18 protein-coding genes are annotated in these 23,127 nt (G+C 54.9%); 12 read left to right on the top strand and 6 right to left on the bottom strand.

What is annotated here, in order from left to right; translation table 11 throughout:
* The first annotated feature begins 65 nt into the window (after positions 1 to 65).
* Both HCH_RS14275 and HCH_RS14270 read left to right on the top strand, forming a co-directional pair.
* Positions 66 to 1,529, top strand: coding sequence for a winged helix-turn-helix domain-containing protein (locus tag HCH_RS14275; RefSeq protein ID WP_011397006.1), 1,464 nt, complete (start codon positions 66 to 68; stop codon positions 1,527 to 1,529).
* 54 nt (positions 1,530 to 1,583) lie between these two features.
* Positions 1,584 to 1,883 carry a hypothetical protein gene (locus HCH_RS14270; RefSeq protein ID WP_011397005.1) on the top strand — a complete coding sequence of 100 codons (300 nt, stop codon included), beginning with the start codon at positions 1,584 to 1,586 and terminating at the stop codon, positions 1,881 to 1,883.
* Between the two features lie 295 nt (positions 1,884 to 2,178).
* Here HCH_RS14270 and HCH_RS14265 read toward each other — a convergent pair whose 3' ends face one another.
* Complete coding sequence (locus HCH_RS14265) at positions 2,179 to 3,150, bottom strand: hypothetical protein (RefSeq protein ID WP_011397003.1); 972 nt, start codon at positions 3,148 to 3,150, stop codon at positions 2,179 to 2,181.
* A gap of 398 nt (positions 3,151 to 3,548) precedes the next feature.
* Here HCH_RS14265 and HCH_RS32375 point away from each other — a divergent pair, with 398 nt between their 5' ends.
* Both HCH_RS32375 and HCH_RS14255 read left to right on the top strand, forming a co-directional pair.
* Positions 3,549 to 4,235 carry a helix-turn-helix transcriptional regulator gene (locus HCH_RS32375; RefSeq protein ID WP_049780954.1) on the top strand — a complete coding sequence of 229 codons (687 nt, stop codon included), beginning with the start codon at positions 3,549 to 3,551 and terminating at the stop codon, positions 4,233 to 4,235.
* 184 nt (positions 4,236 to 4,419) lie between these two features.
* Positions 4,420 to 5,184: a PEP-CTERM sorting domain-containing protein gene (locus HCH_RS14255; RefSeq protein ID WP_011397001.1), complete on the top strand. Its 765-nt coding sequence runs from the start codon at positions 4,420 to 4,422 to the stop codon at positions 5,182 to 5,184.
* A gap of 96 nt (positions 5,185 to 5,280) precedes the next feature.
* Here HCH_RS14255 and HCH_RS14250 read toward each other — a convergent pair whose 3' ends face one another.
* On the bottom strand, positions 5,281 to 5,958 hold the full coding sequence (locus tag HCH_RS14250; RefSeq protein WP_011397000.1) for a GntR family transcriptional regulator: 678 nt from the start codon (positions 5,956 to 5,958) through the stop codon (positions 5,281 to 5,283).
* 119 nt (positions 5,959 to 6,077) lie between these two features.
* Positions 6,078 to 7,079, bottom strand: a complete 1,002-nt coding sequence (locus tag HCH_RS14245; RefSeq protein WP_011396999.1) for a 4-hydroxyproline epimerase — start codon at positions 7,077 to 7,079, stop codon at positions 6,078 to 6,080.
* Positions 7,080 to 7,238: 159 nt separating this feature from the next.
* On the opposite strand from HCH_RS14245, the gene HCH_RS14240 reads away from it, so the two are divergent.
* From HCH_RS14240 to HCH_RS14225, 4 genes are all read left to right on the top strand, one after another.
* The gene (locus tag HCH_RS14240) at positions 7,239 to 8,486 is read left to right on the top strand and encodes an NAD(P)/FAD-dependent oxidoreductase (RefSeq protein ID WP_011396998.1); all 1,248 of its coding nucleotides are present in this window, start codon (positions 7,239 to 7,241) and stop codon (positions 8,484 to 8,486) included.
* 445 nt (positions 8,487 to 8,931) lie between these two features.
* A complete protein-coding gene (locus HCH_RS14235; RefSeq protein ID WP_041599570.1) occupies positions 8,932 to 10,497 on the top strand; it encodes an RICIN domain-containing protein in 1,566 nt (521 codons plus the stop codon).
* A gap of 341 nt (positions 10,498 to 10,838) precedes the next feature.
* A complete protein-coding gene (dapA, locus tag HCH_RS14230) occupies positions 10,839 to 11,720 on the top strand; it encodes a 4-hydroxy-tetrahydrodipicolinate synthase (RefSeq protein WP_011396995.1) in 882 nt (293 codons plus the stop codon).
* Positions 11,721 to 11,741: 21 nt separating this feature from the next.
* Positions 11,742 to 13,229 (top strand): aldehyde dehydrogenase, encoded by a 1,488-nt coding sequence (locus HCH_RS14225; protein ID WP_011396994.1) that lies wholly within the window; start codon positions 11,742 to 11,744, stop codon positions 13,227 to 13,229.
* A gap of 62 nt (positions 13,230 to 13,291) precedes the next feature.
* On the opposite strand, the gene HCH_RS14220 is transcribed toward HCH_RS14225, so the two are convergent.
* The 3 genes from HCH_RS14220 to HCH_RS14210 form a co-directional block, all read right to left on the bottom strand.
* Positions 13,292 to 13,711, bottom strand: coding sequence for a hypothetical protein (locus HCH_RS14220; RefSeq protein WP_011396993.1), 420 nt, complete (start codon positions 13,709 to 13,711; stop codon positions 13,292 to 13,294).
* Between the two features lie 332 nt (positions 13,712 to 14,043).
* Positions 14,044 to 14,343 (bottom strand): hypothetical protein, encoded by a 300-nt coding sequence (locus tag HCH_RS14215; RefSeq protein ID WP_148212569.1) that lies wholly within the window; start codon positions 14,341 to 14,343, stop codon positions 14,044 to 14,046.
* A 102-nt stretch (positions 14,344 to 14,445) separates the two neighbouring features.
* Positions 14,446 to 14,838 (bottom strand): GFA family protein, encoded by a 393-nt coding sequence (locus HCH_RS14210; protein WP_011396991.1) that lies wholly within the window; start codon positions 14,836 to 14,838, stop codon positions 14,446 to 14,448.
* Positions 14,839 to 15,554: 716 nt separating this feature from the next.
* On the opposite strand from HCH_RS14210, the gene HCH_RS14205 reads away from it, so the two are divergent.
* The 4 genes from HCH_RS14205 (at position 15,555) to HCH_RS14190 (ending at position 23,125) form a co-directional block, all read left to right on the top strand.
* Entirely contained in the window at positions 15,555 to 17,345 is a 1,791-nt protein-coding gene (locus tag HCH_RS14205; RefSeq protein WP_011396990.1) for a hypothetical protein, read from the top strand.
* A gap of 97 nt (positions 17,346 to 17,442) precedes the next feature.
* Positions 17,443 to 19,290 carry a hypothetical protein gene (locus HCH_RS14200; RefSeq protein WP_011396989.1) on the top strand — a complete coding sequence of 616 codons (1,848 nt, stop codon included), beginning with the start codon at positions 17,443 to 17,445 and terminating at the stop codon, positions 19,288 to 19,290.
* A 13-nt stretch (positions 19,291 to 19,303) separates the two neighbouring features.
* On the top strand, positions 19,304 to 21,514 hold the full coding sequence (locus HCH_RS14195; RefSeq protein ID WP_011396988.1) for an SAM-dependent methyltransferase: 2,211 nt from the start codon (positions 19,304 to 19,306) through the stop codon (positions 21,512 to 21,514).
* 21 nt (positions 21,515 to 21,535) lie between these two features.
* Positions 21,536 to 23,125, top strand: coding sequence for a hypothetical protein (locus HCH_RS14190; RefSeq protein WP_011396987.1), 1,590 nt, complete (start codon positions 21,536 to 21,538; stop codon positions 23,123 to 23,125).
* Positions 23,126 to 23,127: the final 2 nt, after the last annotated feature.

Here is a 23,127-nt window from a genome sequence, read left to right as displayed (position 1 = left end):
CAGTGCTGATATCCGGTAAAGGATTTGTATAATGCAGTCCAACCGTTTTCAGCGCAGGAGCGCCCATGACCGACCGAGATTATGAAGAAATGCAGATTGGCGAGTGGCGCATCAATGTGGAAACGAACCGTCTCTATCGCGAAGCAGCGGAACATCAGCTGAGCGATAAAGTCTGCAAAGTCCTTCTCGCGCTGGCGGAGAATCCCGGCCGAACGGTGAGCCGGGAGACCTTGATCCAGAAAGTCTGGAATGAGAACGAATATGTCGGCGAGCAGGCGTTGAATACCGCCATCTGGCAGTTGCGCAAAGCGTTTAACGACAGCAGCGAAGCCCCTGAATATATCGAAACCATTCCTAAAAAAGGGTATCGCCTGCTCAAGGAAGTCTCCGTCATACCCTATGCGCCCAGACAGGATATTACGCCCCCGCCCTCCGCAGAGCCTGCACCCGCTCCGACTCCCGAGCCGGAGACCAGTACGCCGGATAACGCGCCGGAGCCGCCGCCAGAACCAATAACGGAAGTGACTCCCTATCCCCATACAATGACGCCCGGCGCCCCACCGCGACGCGCAAGGTCCATGATGCTGGGCGGTGCGTTACTCCTGCTGGCGGGGACCGCGCTTATCGGCAAACTGATGTACGGGCGCGAGGATGCGCCCCCGGCGCAGGCTTATTGGTGCGGCGTCGACACAGGTAGGATGGAGCGGCTGGGAATCGATCCCGCCAGCGCCTGCATGTTGGAGACGGAACAAGGGCAGTTTGGACTGGCCATCGGCGAGCGCATGGCGAAGATCAATTCGTCCTACTATCAATCGCCGGACGCGGGCGATATCGCCGGCGACATCTTCTTCTGCGAAAGCAACCATAAGAGGCTGGGGCATAAAAGTAATACCCTGCTGAGTTTCGTCACCCTGAAAAACCATTGCATGACGCAAAGGGACGGCGAAGTCGACATCGCCGAGCGAAGCGGCGCTCGCGCGTCGCTGGTCTGCGCGGAATACCAGCCGCAATCCATTCATTTGCAAACGCCGACGGCGGAAAAGCACTGCCCGTTGCCGCCCGCATTAACGATGAATCATCCTAACGCTGTCAAAGATCCGGATTACTGGTACGGAGTTCGCCGTGACGAACTCGCCGACTTCGGTATCGATGAAGACGCCAGCTGCACTCTCAACGCAGAAGATCCAACCTGGATCGACACCATCGAGTTCGGCTGGATATGGGGCGCGCGACGCTGTGCGGACAGCGGCTCCAACCCAGTCGGATGCGGCGTCGTCAGTCACAATGCGCAGCGCACCGGGGCGACGGTGAGCGACTTCTTCACCCAGGACCAACTGCATAACCACTGCGCCGCCGGCGCGGACAAATTGGCCTTAACGCCGGCGGGCTGGTGGCGACCGGAGCACAATGACAAAACTTCACTGGATGCCTATCTGCTATGCGAACAGCAGCAGCCCAAGGCTATTCAGCTGTCGTTCAAGCCCGTCGTGGGCGCCGTCGTAGAAAAGACCTGCGCGCTATATTATTAATCAGGCGGACAAATAGCTTCCTTCTATTTGTCTGCAACGACAAAGGGGTTAACCATGAATGCTAAAACCTGGCTGCTTGGGTTTTTGATCGCTCTTGTTTCGACGACGCCGCTCTCCGCCGAGCCCAAACTGGTGATCAAAGAAAATGATTCCCTGCAGGACGTGCTGCGCGGACAGGCGGATAAAAAAATCGGTGTGTTGCTGAACTCCGGCGTCGAATTACACGGCGTATTGAAAGAGGTCGGCGCCAAAGTGATCCGCCTGCAGGAACTGCGCAATCGGGAAGCCTTTGATGCGGTGATCCCGCTTAGCGAGGTCTCCGCTGTGCTGATCGACAATCATTTGTTCGATTGAGCGCCCTGGATTCACACTCGTGCAAGCCTGTCAATTCATTGATTTATAAGCATTAATATAAATTTGAGATAAATTAGAGAGCGATTGGATAGCCGCGAGATTCAGCGGCGCATGGGGTCGCCCTAACATCCGTTTCATCAACAACGCAAACGGAGAAACCCCATGAACGTAGCACTTGTTATTGTCCTCATTCTGAGCGCAGCAGCGATTGGCGAATTGAGACACCGCTACAACAAAACGCAACTCAGCAACAAGAACAAAGAGGACGGGACTCACTGAGCCCGTTCTTTGGCGGTCAGGATTTATGAACGGGCTTATCCTTCAGCAACGCCTCTGGTATGGGACACTGCTTTTCCTGAGTTTCGCCAACCAGGGGTTTAATCGCCAGCCTGATGCCCGTTGGCGCGCCTTTGGCGCACTGGATATAGCCCTTCACGTAGGACAGGCTCTCATCATGATTATCGAGACGCCGAAAGGGTTTGGTCACCGCCACTTCGCCGTTCTTCGTCTTCTGGCACAATCTGGCCAGAATCGGTTGCGCGTAAAAATTGGACATCTTCGAGCCGCGCATGCCGTTATCGTTAGCGAACCAGCCGCAGGCGTGCTTATCCTTGTAGTAGGTGGTCAAATGACAAGCTGCGTCGCCCCAGACAAACGCAATAGTGAGGTCTTCAGGATAGGTTGGGTCCGTCACCGCCAGCGAACACAGCTCCTCTTCCGGAGCGATGCCCCGTCGCGTGACGTCCGCGCTATCGAGCCCATATTTGGCGGATTCAATTTTAAAATGCGGCGTCGCCACCTTCAGAACCTCCGGCACGCCACAGTCCTTCTCGCCGGCTTCCGTCTGGATTTTAATATTCGTGGCCTGATAGCTTTGGCATTCCACTGTCGCCTGAACGCCCTCGGAAGTCAGCAGGTCATGCGCGCCGTCTTTTTGCAGGCTACAGATTTTTTGCAGTTTAGCGGTGGTCAGCATGGTGTCGCCGGATAAAGTGGTCGCCTTGCCCCCTTCGCACTTGCGCAACATAGCGCCAGGATGACGTCCCTTCACCGGCGTAAACCAGGTATTGCTGGATACATTGAAGTGCTTTTCGGCCTCGATCAGCACTAACTCCCCCGCCCCTGTCGGCAGGCGGCATTCGCTGGCCTTATTGACCCGCCAGTCGCGAATGTTGTCATCACTGTAGCCGCACCAATATTCCGCGTTCACATGAGCGGCGGCGAATAATAAACAGAGGGGCGCCAGTACGTATTTGAGAGTAGCCATGATGGGTTTTGTCAGCCAGCTTGCAGATGGTCAGGGGAAATCCGTTTTGTTGAATGATTATAGGCGTTTATCTGTGGTTTTAAACCAAGCCTGCAAGCCCCGACACAGCAGGTTATTGCAAGCTGACCTCGCGCGCATTTGCTAACATAACGCCTTGTCATCTCTTTTTTATCTTATTTTTATCCACTTTCATGCAGCCAAAGCTTTACGAATGGGGCGATAAGTCCCTGCTCTTTTACAACGGTCGACGCCAGCCGCATCATTCAATGGGTATTACGCCCACCCTGTTAATGGGGAGTCAGCCGTTCGTCATTGAAATTATGGGAGAGCGATATTGTTCCAATACCTTTCTGCTAGCCCCCAACAAACCGTTTACAATAAGTTCGGAAGCGCCGCGGATGGCGTTGCTTACACTCAATCCCGCCGCGGAAGATCATGTCTTTTTGCTACGCAATTACTCCTGGGACTTCTGCGCAGAAGGCGTTATTTACAAGCTGGATAATGATTCTCTGCAGCAAACCTTATTCTATCTTGACGAAAGCGACATACCACATCCCATCGCCACCTGGTGTCTGTTCAACGCCATCTATGGAGAGGACAGCCTCATTACGCTGAAGAAATACGATAAGCGTATCGCCAGGGCGGTCGCGCATATCATTCGCAATCCAACCAGCGATCTGTCCGTCGACGAGATAGCCGCGCAAGTGCATTTGAGCCCGACCCGATTCATGACCTTGTTCAGCGCTTTAAACGGCTTGAGCTACAACAAATACAAGATTGTCAGCCGCCTGCAGTATTTCTTCGAGCGCTACAGTATCGCTCATAACCTGACCCATGCGGCGGCGGAAGCGGGTTTCTACGATCTGTCGCATCTGAACAAATCGGTGAAAATGTACTACGGCATGAGCCCCAGAGAATTCCTGGCGGTTGGGCAGGATCTCATCACCATTAACAGTCCGTCCCATAATCGCATGTGGTACGCCGACTGGGTCCAGTATGGCTACTTCGAACTGGCGCAGGCTTATTCCGAAATCAGCGTGCCGGAATTACTGGCGTATCTGCGTGACTATGTCAGAGAGGAATGACGCGGCTCGACGTTTGCGCTCTCTTAATGAGCGCTTTTGACATGAAGACAGCGGATATTTACAAGTAAGGCCCGCGCCTGATCTCTTAAAGTTCACTCCAACGCAGAGCAACCATCGCTCGCAACGTATAACGCTCTTCCAGACCACTGGGAGAATCGCTCATCAAACGTATTGGAGTCACATTATGAATCCCCTACTGAAACAACTCAGCCGATCCCTGGCGCCAACCATGTTCGCACTTTGCGCGCTTCCCGCATCCGCCACAGTGATCAATATCGACTTCACGACGAGCGCCGCTGAAGCCGCCTACGTCGGTGCGGACGGAATTCTCAGCGCCGGCGGGGCGCACTGGAATCAGGTCGTGGCGGGCGACACCCCAACCCACTTGCGCGATGAACAAGGTCAACAGTTTGACGCCAGCGTCGCCTGGACAGACCATGCTGCGGATGCCCTCTATCATCATGCCGGCGGCAACGAACTTTCAAACTCTGGAGTCGGCGCCGCGCCGGACGATATTGACGGCATCAACCGCGTCTTTTTCTCCGGCGCCAGCTTTTCGCCCTATCAGCTGACCCTCTACGGCACTGAAGATCTGAGCTTCGCACTGCTGACCGCATACAGCGAGATCGGTTATGCGCCGGATGCGCCCAATAGCCGCTACAGAGCGGACGGCTCCTGGGGTGACGGCATCTATTATCAGGTGGATTTTGACGAGTATCCCGTAGACGGAAGCATCGCTGGCGTCGGCGGCGAGTTCGGCCTGGGCTTTGGTTTCGCCATCTTTGAAGGCGCTATCACCGGCCTGCAGATCGCCGGCGAGTTTACGCCCTTTGACGCCGGCGAGCCCCATGACGTGCCAGAGCCAGCCGCTTGGGCGCTGTTATCTTTAGGCTTGCTTGGCGCAGGCGTTAGAAAAGCGGCGCGATCAAAAGCGCGGACAGACGTCTGATCCGCTTGCCGCGCCAGAGTCGTTCGCAAAGAAGAGAGGCGGCGGGGATCGCCGCCTGATTAATAATACTGTAAGCGTGGCGGCGATATTGCTGTGTCAGTGGCTCGCGCCGCCCGCCTGTTCGCTCAGTAGGTCATGAATGGCCTGGCCGGCTTCCAGAATATGCTTTTTCAGCAACGCCGACGCGGCTTTTTTGTCGCGCTGGCGACAGAATTCCAATAAATCCGCGTGCTCCCTTTCGGCTTTTTCTATGCCGGTGGTAAACAATAGTTGCAAGCGGATGTAGCGGTCGGATTTGATATTAAGGCTTCGCACCACTTCCATCGCCTGAGGCAGGTTAGCGGGCTGATAAAGGGCGGCATGCAATTCGTAATTCAGCTCGCTCCAGCTTTCTACCTGATCGCCGCTTTCCACCGCTTCCTCGAAGGCTTTGAGAATTTTTTCCGCCGCCGCCAGGTCCTGGTCAGTCATGTTATCGATGGCCTGCTCCAGCACGTGACATTCAATCAGCGCCCGCAGCTCAAACAGCTCCCGAATTTCCGAGGGGCGCAGTTCCGTCGCCGTGGCGCCTTTGTGCGGCTCGAAGCAAACCAATCCCTGCGCTTCCAGTTGCAACAGCGCTTCTCGCACCGGAATACGGCTGACTTTGAACTCTTTGGCGATGGCGTCCTGTCGCAAAGGTTCTCCCGCCACAATTTCTCCAGAGAGAATTTTCTTACGCAGGATATCTGCGACCATCTGTGTACGGGTTTTATAAACGGCTGCGGTGCTCATAACGGACAATAAATGATCCCGGTGTCAAAGAACGGCGATAGTAACATTTTAGGCGCTCTCCACAGTAGTCAAGAAAATTCACGGCGGCGAGCGTTGAAATTGATAGAGACTTACACCGCCTACTTCACCTCAAACCCGTGGGCGTAGGGGTCTTCGCTATCCACCCAGATGGTGTTGTGGCCATAGACTCTGGCCCACCCCTGTACGCTGGGTCGTATCCCCTGATACGACCCCACAGTCGCCACATCTTCCACCCGGCCTTCGAACAGGCTGCCGATGATGCTTTCGTGCACAAAGGTATCGCCGACTTTCAGCTTGCCTTTGGCGAACCACTGCGCCATCCGCGCGCTGGTGCCGGTGCCACAGGGAGAACGGTCGATGGCGCGATCGCCGTAGAATACTGCGTTGCGGGCGTCCACGCCGGGTTGCGTGGGCTTGCCGGTCCAGAGCACGTGGGACACGCCCCGCACCGTCGGATCATCGGGATGCACGCACTCCACCACTTCATCGACAATACGACGCACCAACGGACTGAAGCGCAGGATCTGATCCACGCTGAAATGCTCCAATCCCGGAAAGTTCTTCTGCGGATCGATGATGGCGTAGTAGTTGCCGCCATAGGCGACATCCACCACCAACTCGCCCATTTCGGGAACCTGCACCGCCACCTCGCTGTGCGCCAGATAAGCTGGCACGTTATAGATTTTGACGCTTTCAACTTTAGCGCCCTGCTGCTCATACTCAATGGCGATTTTGCCCGCCGGCACGTCCAGGATCAGTTTGCCGGGAACCCGCGGACGAATAATGGCGTTCTCTATGGCCGCCGTGACGGTTCCAATGGTCCCATGTCCGCACATGGGCAGACAGCCGCTGGTTTCAATAAACAGGATCGATGCGTCGGCGTCCTCGGAACAAGGGGGATACACAATAGAACCAGACATCATGGAATGGCCGCGGGGCTCAAACATCAGCGCCTGGCGAATCCAGTCGTAATGCTCCATAAAGTACTGCCGTTTCTGGCTCATGTTAGCTCCAGTCAGGGCTGGATAACCTCCCGCCACCAGCCGCACCGGGTTGCCGCAGGTATGCGCGTCAATACAGAAAAACGTGCCTTCTCTCATATCCTTGTCCCTTCGTGTCTTATTTTTGCAGTGATTCTTTGATGTTCATTAGAGCGAGTCTATAGATCTTCGACCATAGCGTCCGGTTACGGATTGTCCGCCTCCAGATAAATGTATATTTTATACAATATTCAATTTCACAAATGAAGAGGACTTTCGATGCAAGAGCTGGACACGGACATCACGGTACTGGGGGGCGGGATAGTCGGCGTCTGCTGCGCCCTGTCGCTGCAGCAAGCGGGCATGAAGGTCAGCCTGATAGACGGTCGGGGCGTCGGCGAAGGGTGCTCCCGAGGCAATGCGGGCCATTTTGCTACTGAACAGATCCTCCCTCTGGCTACGCCGGGCCTGTTGTGGAAAATTCCCGGCATGCTGATGGACCCGCTGGGACCGGTGGCCATACGCTGGTCCTACCTGCCCTATATCGCCCCCTGGCTGGTCCGTTTCATGCTCAATACCCGCGAAGCCTCCTATAACCGCAGCGGTAAAGCCTTACAAGCCTTGAACGCCGCTTCGCTTCCCGCCTGGCGTCGCCTGCTGGCGGGCACGGGCGAGGAAAGCCAGATCCGCGTCAATGGCTCATTGCTGACCTTCGAGCGCAACGCCAGTTTTCAAAACTATCAAACCACGCTCGAAACGCTTCGCACCCGCGGCGTCAAAACCCAGGTTCTGGATGGCGGTCAGGTGCGAGAGCTGGAGCCTGGACTGGGCTCCGCCATAAAACATGGCGTATTTTTCCCGGAGACAGGGCATACCGCCAACCCTTATCAACTCACCCGCACGCTGGGAGCGCTTTTCCAAAGTCGGGGCGGAACCGTGCTAAACAGGACAGTAAAAAGCGCCACGCCGACAACAGATGGCGTGCAACTGCACTGCGACGACGGCCAGATTCGGGTTCCCAAACTGGTGCTGGCGGCAGGCGCCTGGTCCAAACCGTTGGTGAAACAACTGACCGGCAAATCAATCCCCCTGGATACAGAGCGGGGTTATCACCTGATGCTGCGCAACGCCGGCGCGTCCCTGTCGATTCCCGTGACCTCCGCAGAACGGCGCTTCATCATGACTCCCATGAGCGAAGGGTTGCGTCTCGCCGGCACCGTTGAGTTCGGCGGATTGAAGCAACCCGCCAACATGCGCAGAGCGACTATGCTCGCCACCCACGCCCGCGCCATGCTGCCAAGCCTGGACGATACTCCGGGCGAGACCTGGATGGGGTTCCGCCCTTCTCTTCCCGACTCACTGCCGGTCATTGATCGTGTCGGCGAGCGACGTCAGATTATCCTCGCCTTTGGGCATCAACATCTGGGACTGACCCAGGCGGCGCTGACCGGCGAGTTAGTGCGTCAGTTGGCGACAGATCAGACGCCAACTGTCGATATACAGTCTTTGCGTCTGAGCCGCTTTTAAAAAATCGAAAAGTCAGGCGTCTACTCCACGCCTGACTTCCCTGAAAGGAGTGTCATAATAAGTATTACTCGAAACATACCCAAACCATAAATATACACTTGCACTGCAAATATCTGTCGCACAGTTATTTAATTGAATTCCATTTAATTAATATTGTTAACTTAAAAAAAGCGGATGATTTATTGAAAATCACTTTCGCCCAGCGGCGCTGCACTTATTGGTTGAACCCAAGGCTCTCGCAACAAAATAAACCATTAGGCTTAACCCATTAAATATAAACCTCAAATAAATAATTACAAAAACAAAGTTAATTTATCTTTTCCCGTGAAAAACCTCACAAAAGAAATCCTGTTTCATATACTCTTCATCGCCATCAAAATATATTCAATTCACCCTCCGTTTCCTCAAATATACAAAGTAAATAATTCCAGGGAAAAAGATGAACATGAAAACACACAGGATAGGCTTTTGCGTTGTCAGCCTGTCATTACTCGCCGGCACATTGCTCTCCCCTTCATATGCTGAAGCGGCCAACTGTGAAGCAACGCCAATAAGCGGTAAAACTTACAGCATCGTAAACAGGGAAACCGGACTGGTTCTGGATATCAGCGGCTACAGCAAAGCGGACGGAGCGGCGGTGGTACAGTGGCGCGCGAAGGGTTCCGCCAATCAAAAGTTCAGAGTCACGGATGTCGGCGGCGGCGCCTTGAAAATTGAAGCCATACATTCCAACCTGGCGCTGGATGTCCTCTACCTGGCTCAACATGACAACGCTGAGCTTATCCAATGGCCGTATTGGGGCGGTCTCAACCAGCAATGGTCCCTGGTGAAGTCGAGCACTGGCGGATACAGCATTCGGGCGCGCCACACCGAGAAAGCGCTCACCGCGCAATCCCGGGATATGGGCGCCCGCATCGTACAGTCGGCGGACATAGGCAGCGGCTTGCAGCGCTGGTACTTCAATCCTGTCGATGGCGAGTGCAGCCAGGCCAGCGGTTTCGCCGGACAGAAAGGGGCTGACGGCCTAGCCGCCACCACTGGTGGAGCCGGCGGCGCCACGGTTGTCGCCGCCAACTGTCAGACGCTGACTACCGCCCTGACTTCCGAGGGCGCTAAAACGGTGATTGTTCCTGACAACACCGCCATTGATTGCCGTACGCCAGTGCGCAAAGTCAGCGCATGCGCCATGACCTGCCCTTCTTATCAGGACCAGAACAAGACTTTCTATAGAGTCCCGGTCGGTAGCCAGACATGTACGGAGCTTGGCGGTGCGACCAACGACACCGTATCCGTCAACCGCGATGAAAGCCGGATACATATCAAATCCGATAAAACGCTGATGGGCCAAGGCGCAAACAGTCGCATCATCGGCGCAACACTGATTATTAACGGCGTAAAAAATATCATCGTCAAAAACTTAACAATCGAAGGCGTAAATCCACACTTGGTGGAGGCCGGCGACGGCATCACCATTGAAAACGCCAGTCATATCTGGGTGGACCACATTCGGACCAGAATGATCAGCGATGGTCATATTGACATCAGGAACAGCCGTAACCTAACGCTGAGCTGGAACCACTTCGACGGCTACAATCCCTATGTGTGCGGGAATCAACACCACTACACCATGCTGGCGCAGGACTCCCAGGTCACGATAGACCACAACTTCTGGGATCGCGCCTCCGGCCGCAATCCGAAGCTGTATGGCTGGGATACTCGCGCGCACATATATAACAACTACTGGAATAACATCACCTATTTCTCCATCAGCACCTCCAATGGCGCGCAGGGGTTAATTCAAAATAACCATTTTGAGAACGCCCGCTCCCCACACTGGAACGAATCCGGCTACATGAGCGCATCCGGCAACGTCTATACCAGCTCGTCCGCCACCGACCCGAAACGGGATGAGGGGGACAGCGTTTTTTACGATATCGATATGTATCCCTATAAGTTGGATAGCGCCGCCAATCTGCCTTCTGTCCTGAAGTCGCAAACCGGCCCTCGTTGATGCGGGCAAGGCATCGCTTCCTCATGTTTTGACAGGGACATTTCCCCCATGGCAAGGACGCCAACTCTCCGTCAGATTCAGCTACATCCCGGCTCTCCGGCTCCTTCCCGCACTCGCTCTCCCTTTCATCTATCCTCGCCATAGCCACGCTTTCGGGTTTGGCCGTTGATAACGGTTTGTCTCTCCCCCGGGAACCAGAATCCTAAATTTCCCGGAAATGTATATTGTATACAATATACGCTTTGCATAAGATGAAGAGCGATAACTCCAGCCCAGCCCCTTTCCTTAACCAAGGCGGCTGGATGGAAAAACAAAAACGATCAATCGCAAAGGAAATAAGGATGAACATAGATGGCGTACTGGTTCCTGTCGTCACTCCATTCGATAACCGCAATCAGATTGACTATCCGGCGCTGGGCCGACTGCTCGACCACCTCATAGAATCCGGCGTACGCGGCGTCGTCGCCTGCGGCACTACCGGCGAGTACTACACGCTCAGCGTGGAGGAGCGCCGCGACTTGATGGCGTATATCGCCAGACATGTCGGTCAACGCGCGTTATTGATCGCCGGCGTCAACGACACCCACACCGCCGGCTCCATCGCCAAAGCAAAGGAAGCCAGAGAGATGGGCTATCAAGCCCTGATGCTGGCGCCGCCCATTTACTGTCTGCCTCAGCAGCATGAAATTATTCAGCACTATCAAAGCGTCAGCGCGACAGTGGGAATGCCGGTCATCATGTACAACTTTCCCGCCCGCTCCGGCGTAGAAATCGGCATAGAAGCGGTCATGGAACTCGCCCGGGACAAAAACATCATCGGCATCAAAGAGAGCAGCGGCGACTTCAGCCGCGCACTGACGCTGATCAACGCCGACCTGCCTGACTTTCAGGTTGTGTGTGGTTCCGATGATCAGGCGGCGGATTATTTCTTCTGGGGCGTGCGTTCGTGGATCGGCGGCGCGGCCAACTATCTTCCCAAGGAGCATGTCGCGCTGATCGACGCGGCGCAAGCTGGCGACTATCAGCGCCTGCGCGAAGGCATGCGCAAGATCCTTCCTGTCCTCAAGAATCAGGAGAAAGCGGATTACAACCAGAAGGCCAAAATCGGCTGCGCTTATCTGGGCTATCCCGTTGGCGACACCCGTCCGCCACTGGCGCCGATCAGCGAAGAGGACAAAGCGGAGTTTCTGGAAGCTCTGGCGGCCGCCATCGTAAATTCATAACGACAGGGACGGAGCAACATCATGCCCTTAAAAAAAGAAGACGTATTTCAACTGGCGCGGGACGCTCAACTATACGCCGGCGCGCTGATCCCAGGTCTGGACGATGACCATGAGCCTCATTTCGATACCTTGAATCCGTTCACCCAGCAAGTGATCGGACGGGTGCAACAGTGCAACGGCGGCCATGTGGACGCGGCGGTGAAAGCCGGTCGCGCCGCCTTTGAATCCGGCGTATGGTCGAGACTGTCGCCGGCTGAGCGCAAACGCATTATGTTGCGCTGGGCGGCGCTGCTACAGGAGCGCCATGAGGAATTGGCGGCGCTGGACTGCCTGGACGCCGGCAAACCCATCACAGAGTGTCTGAATACCGACATTCCCGACACCATTCACACTATCGCCTGGTACGCCGAAGCCATCGACAAGCTGTTCGGGAAAATATCCCCCACCGCCAGCGACAATCTTGGGCTGATCGTGAAGGAGCCCATCGGCGTCGTCGGCGCCGTGCTGCCCTGGAACTTCCCCGCCCTGATGCTGGCCTGGAAAGCGGCGCCCGCCCTCGCCGCCGGCAACTCATTGGTGATCAAGCCCGCAGAGCTGACCTCTCTAAGCGCCTACCGCATCGTGCAACTGGCCCACGAAGCGGGCGTACCGAAAGATGTCCTGACGCTTGTCACCGGCCTCGGTGAAGAAACCGGAAAACCCTTGGGGCTGCACCCCGACGTGGACATGGTGTCTTTCACGGGGTCAACCGAGGTGGGTCGTCTGTTCCTCACTTATTCAGCGCAAAGCAACCTGAAGGAAATCGTGCTGGAGTGCGGCGGCAAGAGCCCGCAGATTGTGTTTGAAGACAGCTACGCGCTGGAGGAAATCGCGGACAGTATTCTCTCCGCCGCATTCTGGAACATGGGTGAAAACTGCAGTTGCGGCTCTCGTTTGATCGTTCACAAAAGCGTAAAAGACAAGCTGCTCAAGATACTGCAAAAGCGCTTGGTGGACGGCTGGAAAGTCGGCGATCCACAAGATCCGGAAACCGCTATCGGACCTATGATCGAGCCGGCGCACTTCGAGAAGGTCTGCGGTTACATCAAAACCGCGAAAGGGGAAGGAGCCAAATTGATACGGGGCGGCGAAGCCCTGAAATTGGGTGCGGGAATGAGTGTCGAGCCAACGATTTTTGATGGCGTCACGGCGGAAATGACGTTGTTCCAGGAGGAAGTGTTCGGCCCCGTGCTCGCAGTCACCACATTCGAAACCGAAGCCGAGGCGATTCATCTGGCCAACGCCACCAATTACGGTCTGGCCGCCTCTCTCTACACTTCCGACCTGCGCCGCGCGCAACGGGTCTCCCGCGCAATCAAAGCCGGAACCGTCTCCATCAACTGCTTCTCCGAAGGCGACATCGCCACGCCTTTTGGGGGCTACAAAACCTCCGGCTTCGGCGGCAGGGACAAAGGCCTGGAAGCACTGGAGCAGTATGTGCAGACCAAGACACTGTGGTATGGGGGATAAAGTCTAATTGCGCCAATAACGCTGCGCATCACCGCGCAGCGTTGGCAAAAATCCGTCAGGTCCTAGCCTGCAGAACGCTTAAATAAATTATAGGCGTCAACGCCTGGATCGAATCCTGTTTGCGCGAACTCCAGCCCTTCACTGGCGGGGTCGATGCAATTCCAAAACGAAGCCGCCGTATTCAACACAACGCCTCTCAGATACCAGTTAGGGTCCAAGGAGCTGATCGCGTTATTCAGCTGCATATCCTGCGGTTTGCGCCATTCCCGCAACCAGTGCCAGGCTTCCCGTCTATGCGCCGTGCTGGAAAAAATTACGCCGTCATTCGCTTTTCTGGCGTTTTCTATCACAAAGTTGGCGCTTTGATCGCTCAAAGGCACTTTATTCTCCGCAAGAAACTTGTTCGTTCCGTATACCAGCTGACCAAACCAACTCTTGCTGGATTTGGTCGCCTCGGAAATACGCTCTCTCGCATCTGGCATTTCTGTTCTCCTTACTCGCCAAACTTCTAATTTCTCCCAAAGGAAATAAATCCCCTTTGGATACCTCTTTCTGCTCATACAACATGATCAATAACGCCAACAAAAGCCGGCGCATTAACCTCTCAGCTCAAACACCGCCAAGATGCCTCGATAGTAAATTAACTGGCGTATAAACAGTAAGTTAAGATGAAATTAAATGTTCTACATCACTTTCTGGAAGGGGTTCAAGAGAATTAGGGAGAACCTGCTTGACGAGAGAGAACAGAACAACCCAAGGCTGCTTTAGGTAACGAAAGGCCCTTGATTACTAGGAGCAACCTGTCATCGTGGATCTACAAATCAACGCCATTGATAGAAAACCTGTAACGCCTAGATTGTTTATCAAACTCCACATTGACTTCCTTCAATGACAAACCGAGATATTCTCTGACCCAGCCAGCCATAGCGCAGGATAGCCCCTCTGGCTGAAAGTCACATTCATTAAAGTCTATTTCTTCAATATATATAAACGCATCCTTTCCAAGAGACTTTTTTATATCACCATCAACAATGCTTAATCCTTTGACGAGGTAATGTATCTCGTTTTCATCCATCCAAGAAAGGGAGTCAGATAAATAGACAACTTCCTGCACTTTTCTCCATTCTCCACGCACACTGGAGCAAACCGACGCATGGAGATCAACAGACACACCCCATTGATGTTTTAAGACGGTATACCTGTAGCCCGCACAAGCCTACGACTCATACTCCTCATACACCGGCAGCTCTTTATTGATGTCATACCAGCTTGCTTTGTCGGAGACCCAGATGTGGCTTTTTTCCTGGGATTGTGGGTCATTATCCAAGGAGCCCAGTCGTAGAATGATGAAGGGGGTGTTTTCTCTTTTCGCGTAGACCTGCGTGCCGCAATGGGAGCAGAAGAAGCGGGATTTTCCCGGGGAGGATTCGAAGGCGTTCAGGTGCTCAGCGCCTTTCAGGTTGAAGTCATTGTCGTCGACTCGCGCCACGCTGGAAAAAGCGGCGCCGTGGGCTTTTCTGCAGGTTCGGCAGTGGCAATGGATGATGTCGCCCACTTTTCCCGTAATGTCGTATTTCACTCTGCCGCACAGGCAGCTACCTGAAATCATGATTCAACTCTCCTTAACGATTTCCGAGGCGACAAACCCCGAATCAGCGCCTTAGTGTATCCCACAAAGAGTGACGCCGACATTATTCCTCCCCCCCATAATGGCGTCCTTCCGCAAGGATATGGCGCCCTCTTGCACTCTAGCGCCCTTGAACGCTTCGGCGCCTACAAGCGAAACTCGCGGCTCTTCCGTGAACATAGGCGTAGACATCAATAATGTCATTGAGTTTCTCTTATTAATCTTTTTCTTAAACTATTAACTTGACTTATCACATTAATCGTTCGGCTTAACTTTCAGGGATGTCGCATATACTTTTTAGATTTATAGAATAAATATTTTTTATAACTCACGCGCCATTAATTAAAAACCTAAAAATCATAAATCAATATATAACAATGGCCTGACGTCCCGATATAACCGGCCGCGATCAGCCCATAAAAAGTAAGACAAAACTGTTTTAGTTTTTTCTCCGTGGTCGCCTTGCTTAAACCGATAATCCTGACTAAACAGTTATGACGCATCAGGGGAGTCATTCCTCTGAGTATGCGCCGAAAAGTATGGCGCGTTCCCGCGCACGCTTCTCCGGGACATGCGAGATAAGCCGAACCCCCTCTGTTCTCGCGCCGTGAGTAAGGAAGCGCGCGCACTGCCGCAAGGCGAAGTTTGTAGTACGAAGGACTCTCTATTCACTACAACGATTAACAAGGACAAGTACCATGTCAACAGCCGCTTCCACCACTAAACCGGACCAAAGCAAAGAGTGTGTGATCACCAATAACTGCACCTCTGATATCGTCATTCTGTCTCCTACTACCGCACAGGCTCCTGGCGATACACAGAACGCCAGTGTTTACGATCAGGATCTGGAAATTCTCTCTCTGCTCGAAGGCGGAACCGTTATCAGTCAGAACGGTTCCGGAACGGTTTATCTGGATCAGTATTACACTGATCCCAATACCAAACAGCAGCAGTATTCGCTGGTTTATAACCTGCTGGCCAGCACCTCCAGCTGGTACTTCCCGGTAGACAATATCGGCGTCATGCAAAATATTTTCGGCACGCCCGTGACCTTTCCCGCGCAGACTGTCACCACCGCCGAACAACAGTCCATCGCAAATGCGGCCACTTTCTATCAAACCATCGCCGCCTACCCTACCTCCCAGTTAACCAAGAACTATGAAGCCGCCATGAACGGCGCGCAAACCACGGCGCAGGGTCAGGCGGACGGCAGCGCGAATTCTTCCGACAATGTGGCGAACTCCATCACCAATAGCGTCAATGCTTTCTTTGCGTCCACCAAGGGCTTCCAGAACGTCACCCTGGCTGGCCTGGTCGCGGTGGAGTCCTACTACAGCAAGTTCCCTTTCGTGTGGGCGCAATATGACAGTACGACCTATTACCTGTACAGCAGCGACAGCAAGACCACGTCCTTTGTGGGCACGCTCTCTTTAACCAAACCGTCCGCGCTGGATCTCAGCAAACCCAATGCGGGCTACACCTGCACCTTTACCCCAGCGAAAAATCCCACTGACACCAGCACCGTGGATGTTGACTCATCACAGGCGAAAACGCTGACTTACACTAACGCCTTATTTGTGGACAACGTAAACGCGGATATCCCAGACGTAGCGGTGAAAGGCACATTTCAATTGAAACGCGTCTTCACCCAAAACCCGTCCGACACCCAAATCATTCCGGTTATAACCGGCAGCATCGCCGGGGAAACCTGTATTGGGTTCGACTCTCCGCAACTGAGCACCGACCAGAGTTCGGAATTCTGGAATACCCTGTTCCACCCGAAAAACTCCGCGCAGGTGTTCAACTCCATCATGACCATTGGCGGCGCGGTGATGATGTTGCATTTCGCAGGATCGACCCTGTACGGCATCTTCAAGTGGGTCAAAAACCGCGGCAAAGCCAAAGAGCCAACCACTGAGGATCTGTTCAAGCAACAGCAGGAAGCTTTAGAGAAAGCCCTCAACGAGAAGATCGACACCGCCGTGCAGAAGCTCACCAATGGCCAGCAGAACGCCCCAGAGGATACCGAAAGCGCGCTGGATGAAATCAATTCTGAACGGGGCTCCATTGATGACAACCTGAACGCCATCAATCTGGAAGAAGGCCTGAAAGCCGAAGCCAGCACGCTGGAAATTCAGGCGCAATATGAAAGCGAAATGAATGGCCAACAGCTGGAGCAACTGGAATCCAGCGCCACCAGCATCAAGAACTCCAATGACGCGCTGAACAGCGCCACAGAAGAGAATCTCCATGATGTCGTCACCGAGCAGACCAGCGCATTCAAAGACATTCAGGCCAATACCTCCGCACTGACAGAGTCCCTCGATCAGACCATTTCCAGCGAGCAGAAGGCGCAGATCGAAAGCAATCAGGCCGCCAGCGAAAAAGTCAGCGAAGATATCGAGAATTCCGAGAAAAATGCGGAAGAGGACGCCGCCAACGACGATCCCAAAGCGGAAGACGAAATCAAGCCGTTCGAAGACTTCTAAACGTCTAACCCACTGACCATTGGCGACGGGCTGCACGACGACGCGCGGTCCCGTCGTCGCCTTTGACACGTCCTACCCACGCTTGAAGGAGATCCGCATGGCCGCGAATGTGGTTAACATCGACAATCAATATAGCGAAGCTCTTGATATCTATACGTTTACCGTGCCCTCCGGCGCCTCGGCGGATAATCCCAGCACGATGTATCCGGTCTACACCAAAGTGGACTCCGTCGCCGCCAACTCCAAAAAAACCTACACCCCTTCCAACCCGCTGGAGAATTTATCGTTTGCGCGCCAGTCCGATGGCATGCCGCTGCTGAATCAGGTCACCAATATCCTGGGCGACACCAATGTCACCATCACATCGGACGACCTCACCAGCGCGCAGAAAGCCTTTGCGTTCTACAAAGCCTACAAAGGCAGTCCATACAGCCCCAATGCGCTGGCGGTCAACGACATCATTCTGAACAACAGCGACCTGACGCAACAGAACCAGAAGCTGAACCAATGGTTCTCCGACAACAACGTCGGCTTTGACTACAACACCTTTTCCTCCGTTTCCTATTGGGCGGAAAACGACGTGCGCGCCTGGGCGGGCAGCGAGGGCCTGACCCTCTACTGCTATAACCCACAGCCGCCGCAACCCATTATTCCGCTGGTGCTGCCGAAAGACAGCAGTGGCCAGATTATCCTGGGCGCCGACGGCAGCGCCCTCTACCAGCCCACCAGCGGAAGCACGGTGGAGCTTACGTTGAGCAAAGGGACGCTGACCTCCAACGGCGCCACCGACACCAGCGGCGTCAACCTGAGCGCGGTGATGCAGGACATGATCATGCATAGCGGCGACGCCGGCGTTTACGAGCTGTTCTTTACCGGCAAAGTCAATGGCGACGACGTCATTGTCCAGCCCTATCAGGTTCCGCAACTGGCCTGGTGGATGTCCGCCTATGACCTGGCGTACACCGCCTACACCGCCATTAACATCATCATGATCAGCCAGACGGTCATCGCCCTGGCGAAGAACCTGCCCACGCTGTTCAACGCGCTGAAAACCGGGGGCCAGGCGGTGATCAGCGCGGTCAAATCCGACCTCAGCAACGTCGCGCAATGGATATCCAGCAAGTTCACCAGCGCGGCGGCGGAAAACGGCGATCTGGTGAACGTGGATGTGGATACCGATGTGGACGTGGATGTAGACGTTGACGTCGATACCGACGTGGATACGGATGTGGATGTAGACGTGGATATTGACGTCGACATTGACGTGGATATCGACGCCCTGGTGGTGGTGGACGTGGATGTGGATATCGACGTGGACATCGACACGGATGTGGACACCGTAGTGGACAATGTCGTCGACAACGTGACCGATATCGACACCGACATCGACACCGATATCAATGTCGACAGCTCCGCCCTGGGCTCGTTGGTGAAGAACATCGGCCAGTCTCTGTGGGCGAACAAAGGCGCCATTTTCAAGTTCGTGCTTAAAAACGCCGCCGTGATGGGAGGCATGACCGCCGCCCAGAAACTGTTGGGCATGTGGGGCAAAAAAGCCGGGGCCAGCTACGCCGACGAACAACCTTCCGAAGCCGCGCCGCTGGGTCTGTTGATGGATTACATGGAAAACCCCGCCAACACCATTCAGGAACGCTGGACCACCTTCTCCTACTACGTGGATCAAGGCGCCAGCGCCGATGAACAGAACATGGCCGTCTCCGGCATTCTCTCCCTGAAAAACGACGCCGAGGATCAGGCCTTCAGCGCCTGGCGCTGGAGTCAGGACGACGAGAACGCGGCGGTCAACGCCATGGCGCAGTACTCCGCGCAAAGCGACTGGCCCAAGGCGTACACCACGCTCGCCGGCTACACCTATCAGGGTAAAACGCTGCCGTTGAAAGTCGGCGCCAGCGTCGCCCTGAAATTCGTCGCCAAAATTCTTTAAGGGAGACCGATACATGGCGAGCGCTTACCCTAAATACGAAGAGCATCAAAAGCACTGGGAAGAACTGGCGCAAGGCATCGCGGCGCTGAGAGACAAAGTCAGAGAGGTGGAAGAAGGCGAAATTCCCGCCGGCTCGAAGCAAGGCGAGCTGATCATTCTGGGAACCGGCATCGAAACCATTGGCGTCTCCGTCGGCGACATTCGCCTCATCGAGGAAGCGGACAAAGTGCTGTACTGCGTGGCGGACCCCGCCACCGTGGTCTGGCTGAAGCAGTTACGACCCGACGCCCTGGACTTGTACGTGCTGTACGGGGAAGACAAAGTCCGCTACACCACCTACATGCAGATGACGGAAGCCCAGCTCTACTGGGTGCGCGAGGGACTCAAAGTAGTCGTGGTGTTCTATGGTCACCCCGGCGTATTCGTACTGTCCACCCATCGCGCGATTAAGCTGGCGCGACGGGAAGGCTACAAAGCCACCATGAAAGCCGGCGTGTGCGCGTTGGATACGCTCTGCTCCGACCTGGGCATCGACCCTTGTTACCCCGGCCTGCAGACTCACGAAGCCACTGACTGCCTGATCCGGCGTCGCCATCTGGACGCCAGCCTTCATGTGGTGCTCTGGCAAGTCGGACTGATCGGGGAAATGGGTTATCGCAGACAAGGCTATCTGAATAACAAGTTCTCCTATTTCATCCATTGGCTGCAGTCTGTTTACGGCGACGACTATGAGGTGACTCATTACATCGGCTCCCGCTATCCCACCATTGATCCGGTCATTGAGACCTACAAGCTCAGCGCGCTGCACAATCCGGAAATTCAGATCAAGATCACCGGACTCTCCACGTTTTATATTCCCCCCATGCAGGCGGTCCCGACGGATTATCAAACCGCCGTGGATCTCGGCGTCATCGAGCCCGGACAAAAGCTATTGACGCCCCGCTCGCCTTTAAGGGAAATCGACCGCTACGGGCCGAGGGAGATGAAGGCGTTCGACGCCTTCAAACGCTTTCGCATCCCCGCTTCCTACCAGTGGCAAGACCAAACCGCCGCCAGTCGCTTTCTGATTGAACTACGTTTCGACACCCGCTTACAGGACCTGTATCGCCGCGATCCTCTCGCCGCCCTGGAAGATCCGCGCTTTAGCGGCTTATCGGACCGTGAACGGGCGATGCTGGCGTCGCGGGATTCCGGCGCTATACAGATCGCCGCCAAGGGCGCCTATATCCGCTCACCGGCGACGGAGGCCATGGTGACCGCCTGCCTGACGCAAAAATCTTTCGCGACGGGATTAATGAGAGCCCTGGGAAATCTGCCGAAAGCCGAAGCCAGGGTCGCCTTTGAGGCCTGGCTGGCGTCGCGCGGACATCAGGTCGAATGGGGACGCCTGGGTGGCGCCGTCGACTTTATTTTCCGCAATAACCTGTACCCCTGGACGGGTATTTATATTGAGCCGGAACAACGTTTCGTCATTACGATCATCGGCGCTCGCAAACATCGTCACAAAAGCATTCTCTACATCAACGATCAACGTATTCGCTCCTTCGCCTTCGAGGCTGGAGCGATTCGCTGGAAAGCAAACGCTCATATTCCCCACCATGGCTTTCTGCGTCTGGATATAGACGCCAATGGCGGCCGGCGACTGATCGGAAAAATCTGGAGCGACGCCAGCCTCGACGGCGCACAGCCCGCTTTCGTCGCAGCGGAAGCCAACCCTGAACGCAAGGCGCTCAGCGCGCGGGCGTGCGGCTTCAGCGAATGCGATGACCTGCGCGCGGTTTACGGCGAATACGCCGTCAGAACCGATGGACGTTTCCACCGCGACATCAACCAATTCACATTGTCGGAAACGGGACTGACGATCAATCAGCGCTCCGTGCCTGAGTTCTCTTTCAGCAACGGCGCACTGCGCTGGCGCGGCGGCGATAAAGCGTGCCATCAGGGAGAGGCCACTTTTTTACGCGACCCCATTATCAATACGATTGAGCTGTACGGCGTGACCCGTTCCAACGAAGAGGACGGCGCGTTCACCTGCTACGGCTCATCCATCGTCCAGACGCCGCCCGCATACTGCGGCCCGTCGCTCCCTGATTGGGCCGCGGGCTATGTGGCGGATATCGTCTATCGCAACAGCAGTAAGGGAGGATTGTTGTTATGGCACAAGTGGGAAAAGTTCAACCTCACCACGCTCATCGTCAATCGCTATTTAACCCATCTTCTTTAGAACCTTGAGGAGGAATGCGCCTTGAACGCCACACACGAACTCAGCGATCACCTCGAAGCCTCAGAGCATATCGCCAACGTCAGCCAATTGGCGGGTGAAATAGCAAGCCTGCCGAAGAACGCTTCCACAACCCACTATGGCCCCGACGGCCAGACCGTCGCCGCCTATTCCAAAACCGATTACGCCAACCTGAAGCTCTCTCCGGAGGGCGCTGTTCAAGGGGGAACCCTCAGTCATACGTCAACCGACACAGACGGGCGCCCCATCAACAGCTCCACCCTCACCTTCACCAACGGCAAAGTGGCCTCCGCCAAAACGGACATCCACAATCGCTTCGCTTCCGGCGTAGCCAAACAGGTGGAAGCAGACTTCACTAATGTACGCTGGACGCCCGCCTCTACTATCCACAGCGGCCAGGTCAAGTTCTCTTCACGACGGGGAGACACTCAGCGCCTGCGCAGCGACGGCGTGGTGACGTACGACAACGAACAGATCGCCACCGGCGCTTTCCGCCACTATTCCCCCGAGGGACAGGGCGGCGTGGAAGGCTATACGGACATCGATTACAGCCAGACCAAGTTCATTGGCGACCGTATTACCGGCGGCTATTTTTCCGTTTCCTCCAAAAACGCGGCACGGGCGGAAAACGCGCAGTCTCACGTTTTCATGACCTCAACCGGAGCCATTGATCAAATCCACACCAAGAACTTCGACCCGGCTACCGCACAACTGAAATCCCAAGTGCTGACCGAGTTCAAAAACACCCAGTTCAACGCCCGCAACAAGATTTCAGGGGGGGAAGCGCATTACAGCGTCAGCGATAGCAATAACGTCATCCAGAGTAAAACCGTCGTTTCATATCAAAACGGCGTTCCCTCTAACGCCGTCACCCAAAACTATGTCGACGCAAAACTTCACAGTAAAGTGGTTTCCTCCTATGAGGGAGCGGCTTTCGACAACGAACTGAGGGCGATCAACAGCACCGTCCACACGCGTGGATATGATGCGAACGAGAAGCTGACATCCATGACGGACTCAACCTACGACAGCCATGGCGCGCCCAGCAAGACCCAAAGCCGCACCCTTGATCCGGATACGCAAACGCCCCTGTTTCTGACCGAGACCGACTACGCGAATACGGTGTTTAACTATCGCAGAAAGCCCATAGGCGGGCATGCGAAAATCACCACCACCAATTTGCAGGATTCCAGCACAGTCGAGACAGTGAAGAACTTTACTTCTCCCACAGCGGTTAACGCGGCGATCGAAGCCAGCGAGCTTCTCGCTGCGTCGGCGCAGGCGTCTACGCCGCAGTATGCGACTCACACCAGCACAATGAAGAATGCGGACGGACAAACGACGGCCTATAAAAAAACCATCGCCCGCAGCGACGGTTCACCGCTGAAAACAGTGATCACCAACCTGGCTGACGGCAAGCCGACAACCGTCACCGTGACGCTGTACGCCGCGGACGGCAAAACCATCGGCAAGACCTACAGTATCGACGTCAGCGGCGTTGACGCCGGATCAGGAAAAGTCAGCGGAACGATGAAAATATCCACAAAATTCCGCGGGCGAACACTCAGCAGCGAAAGCACGCTGGAGTTCTGACG

Origin of the sequence: Hahella chejuensis KCTC 2396 (assembly GCF_000012985.1) — a bacterium.
GTDB classification, from domain to species: domain Bacteria; phylum Pseudomonadota; class Gammaproteobacteria; order Pseudomonadales; family Oleiphilaceae; genus Hahella; species Hahella chejuensis.
This window is presented reverse-complemented; position numbering and strand designations above follow the sequence as displayed.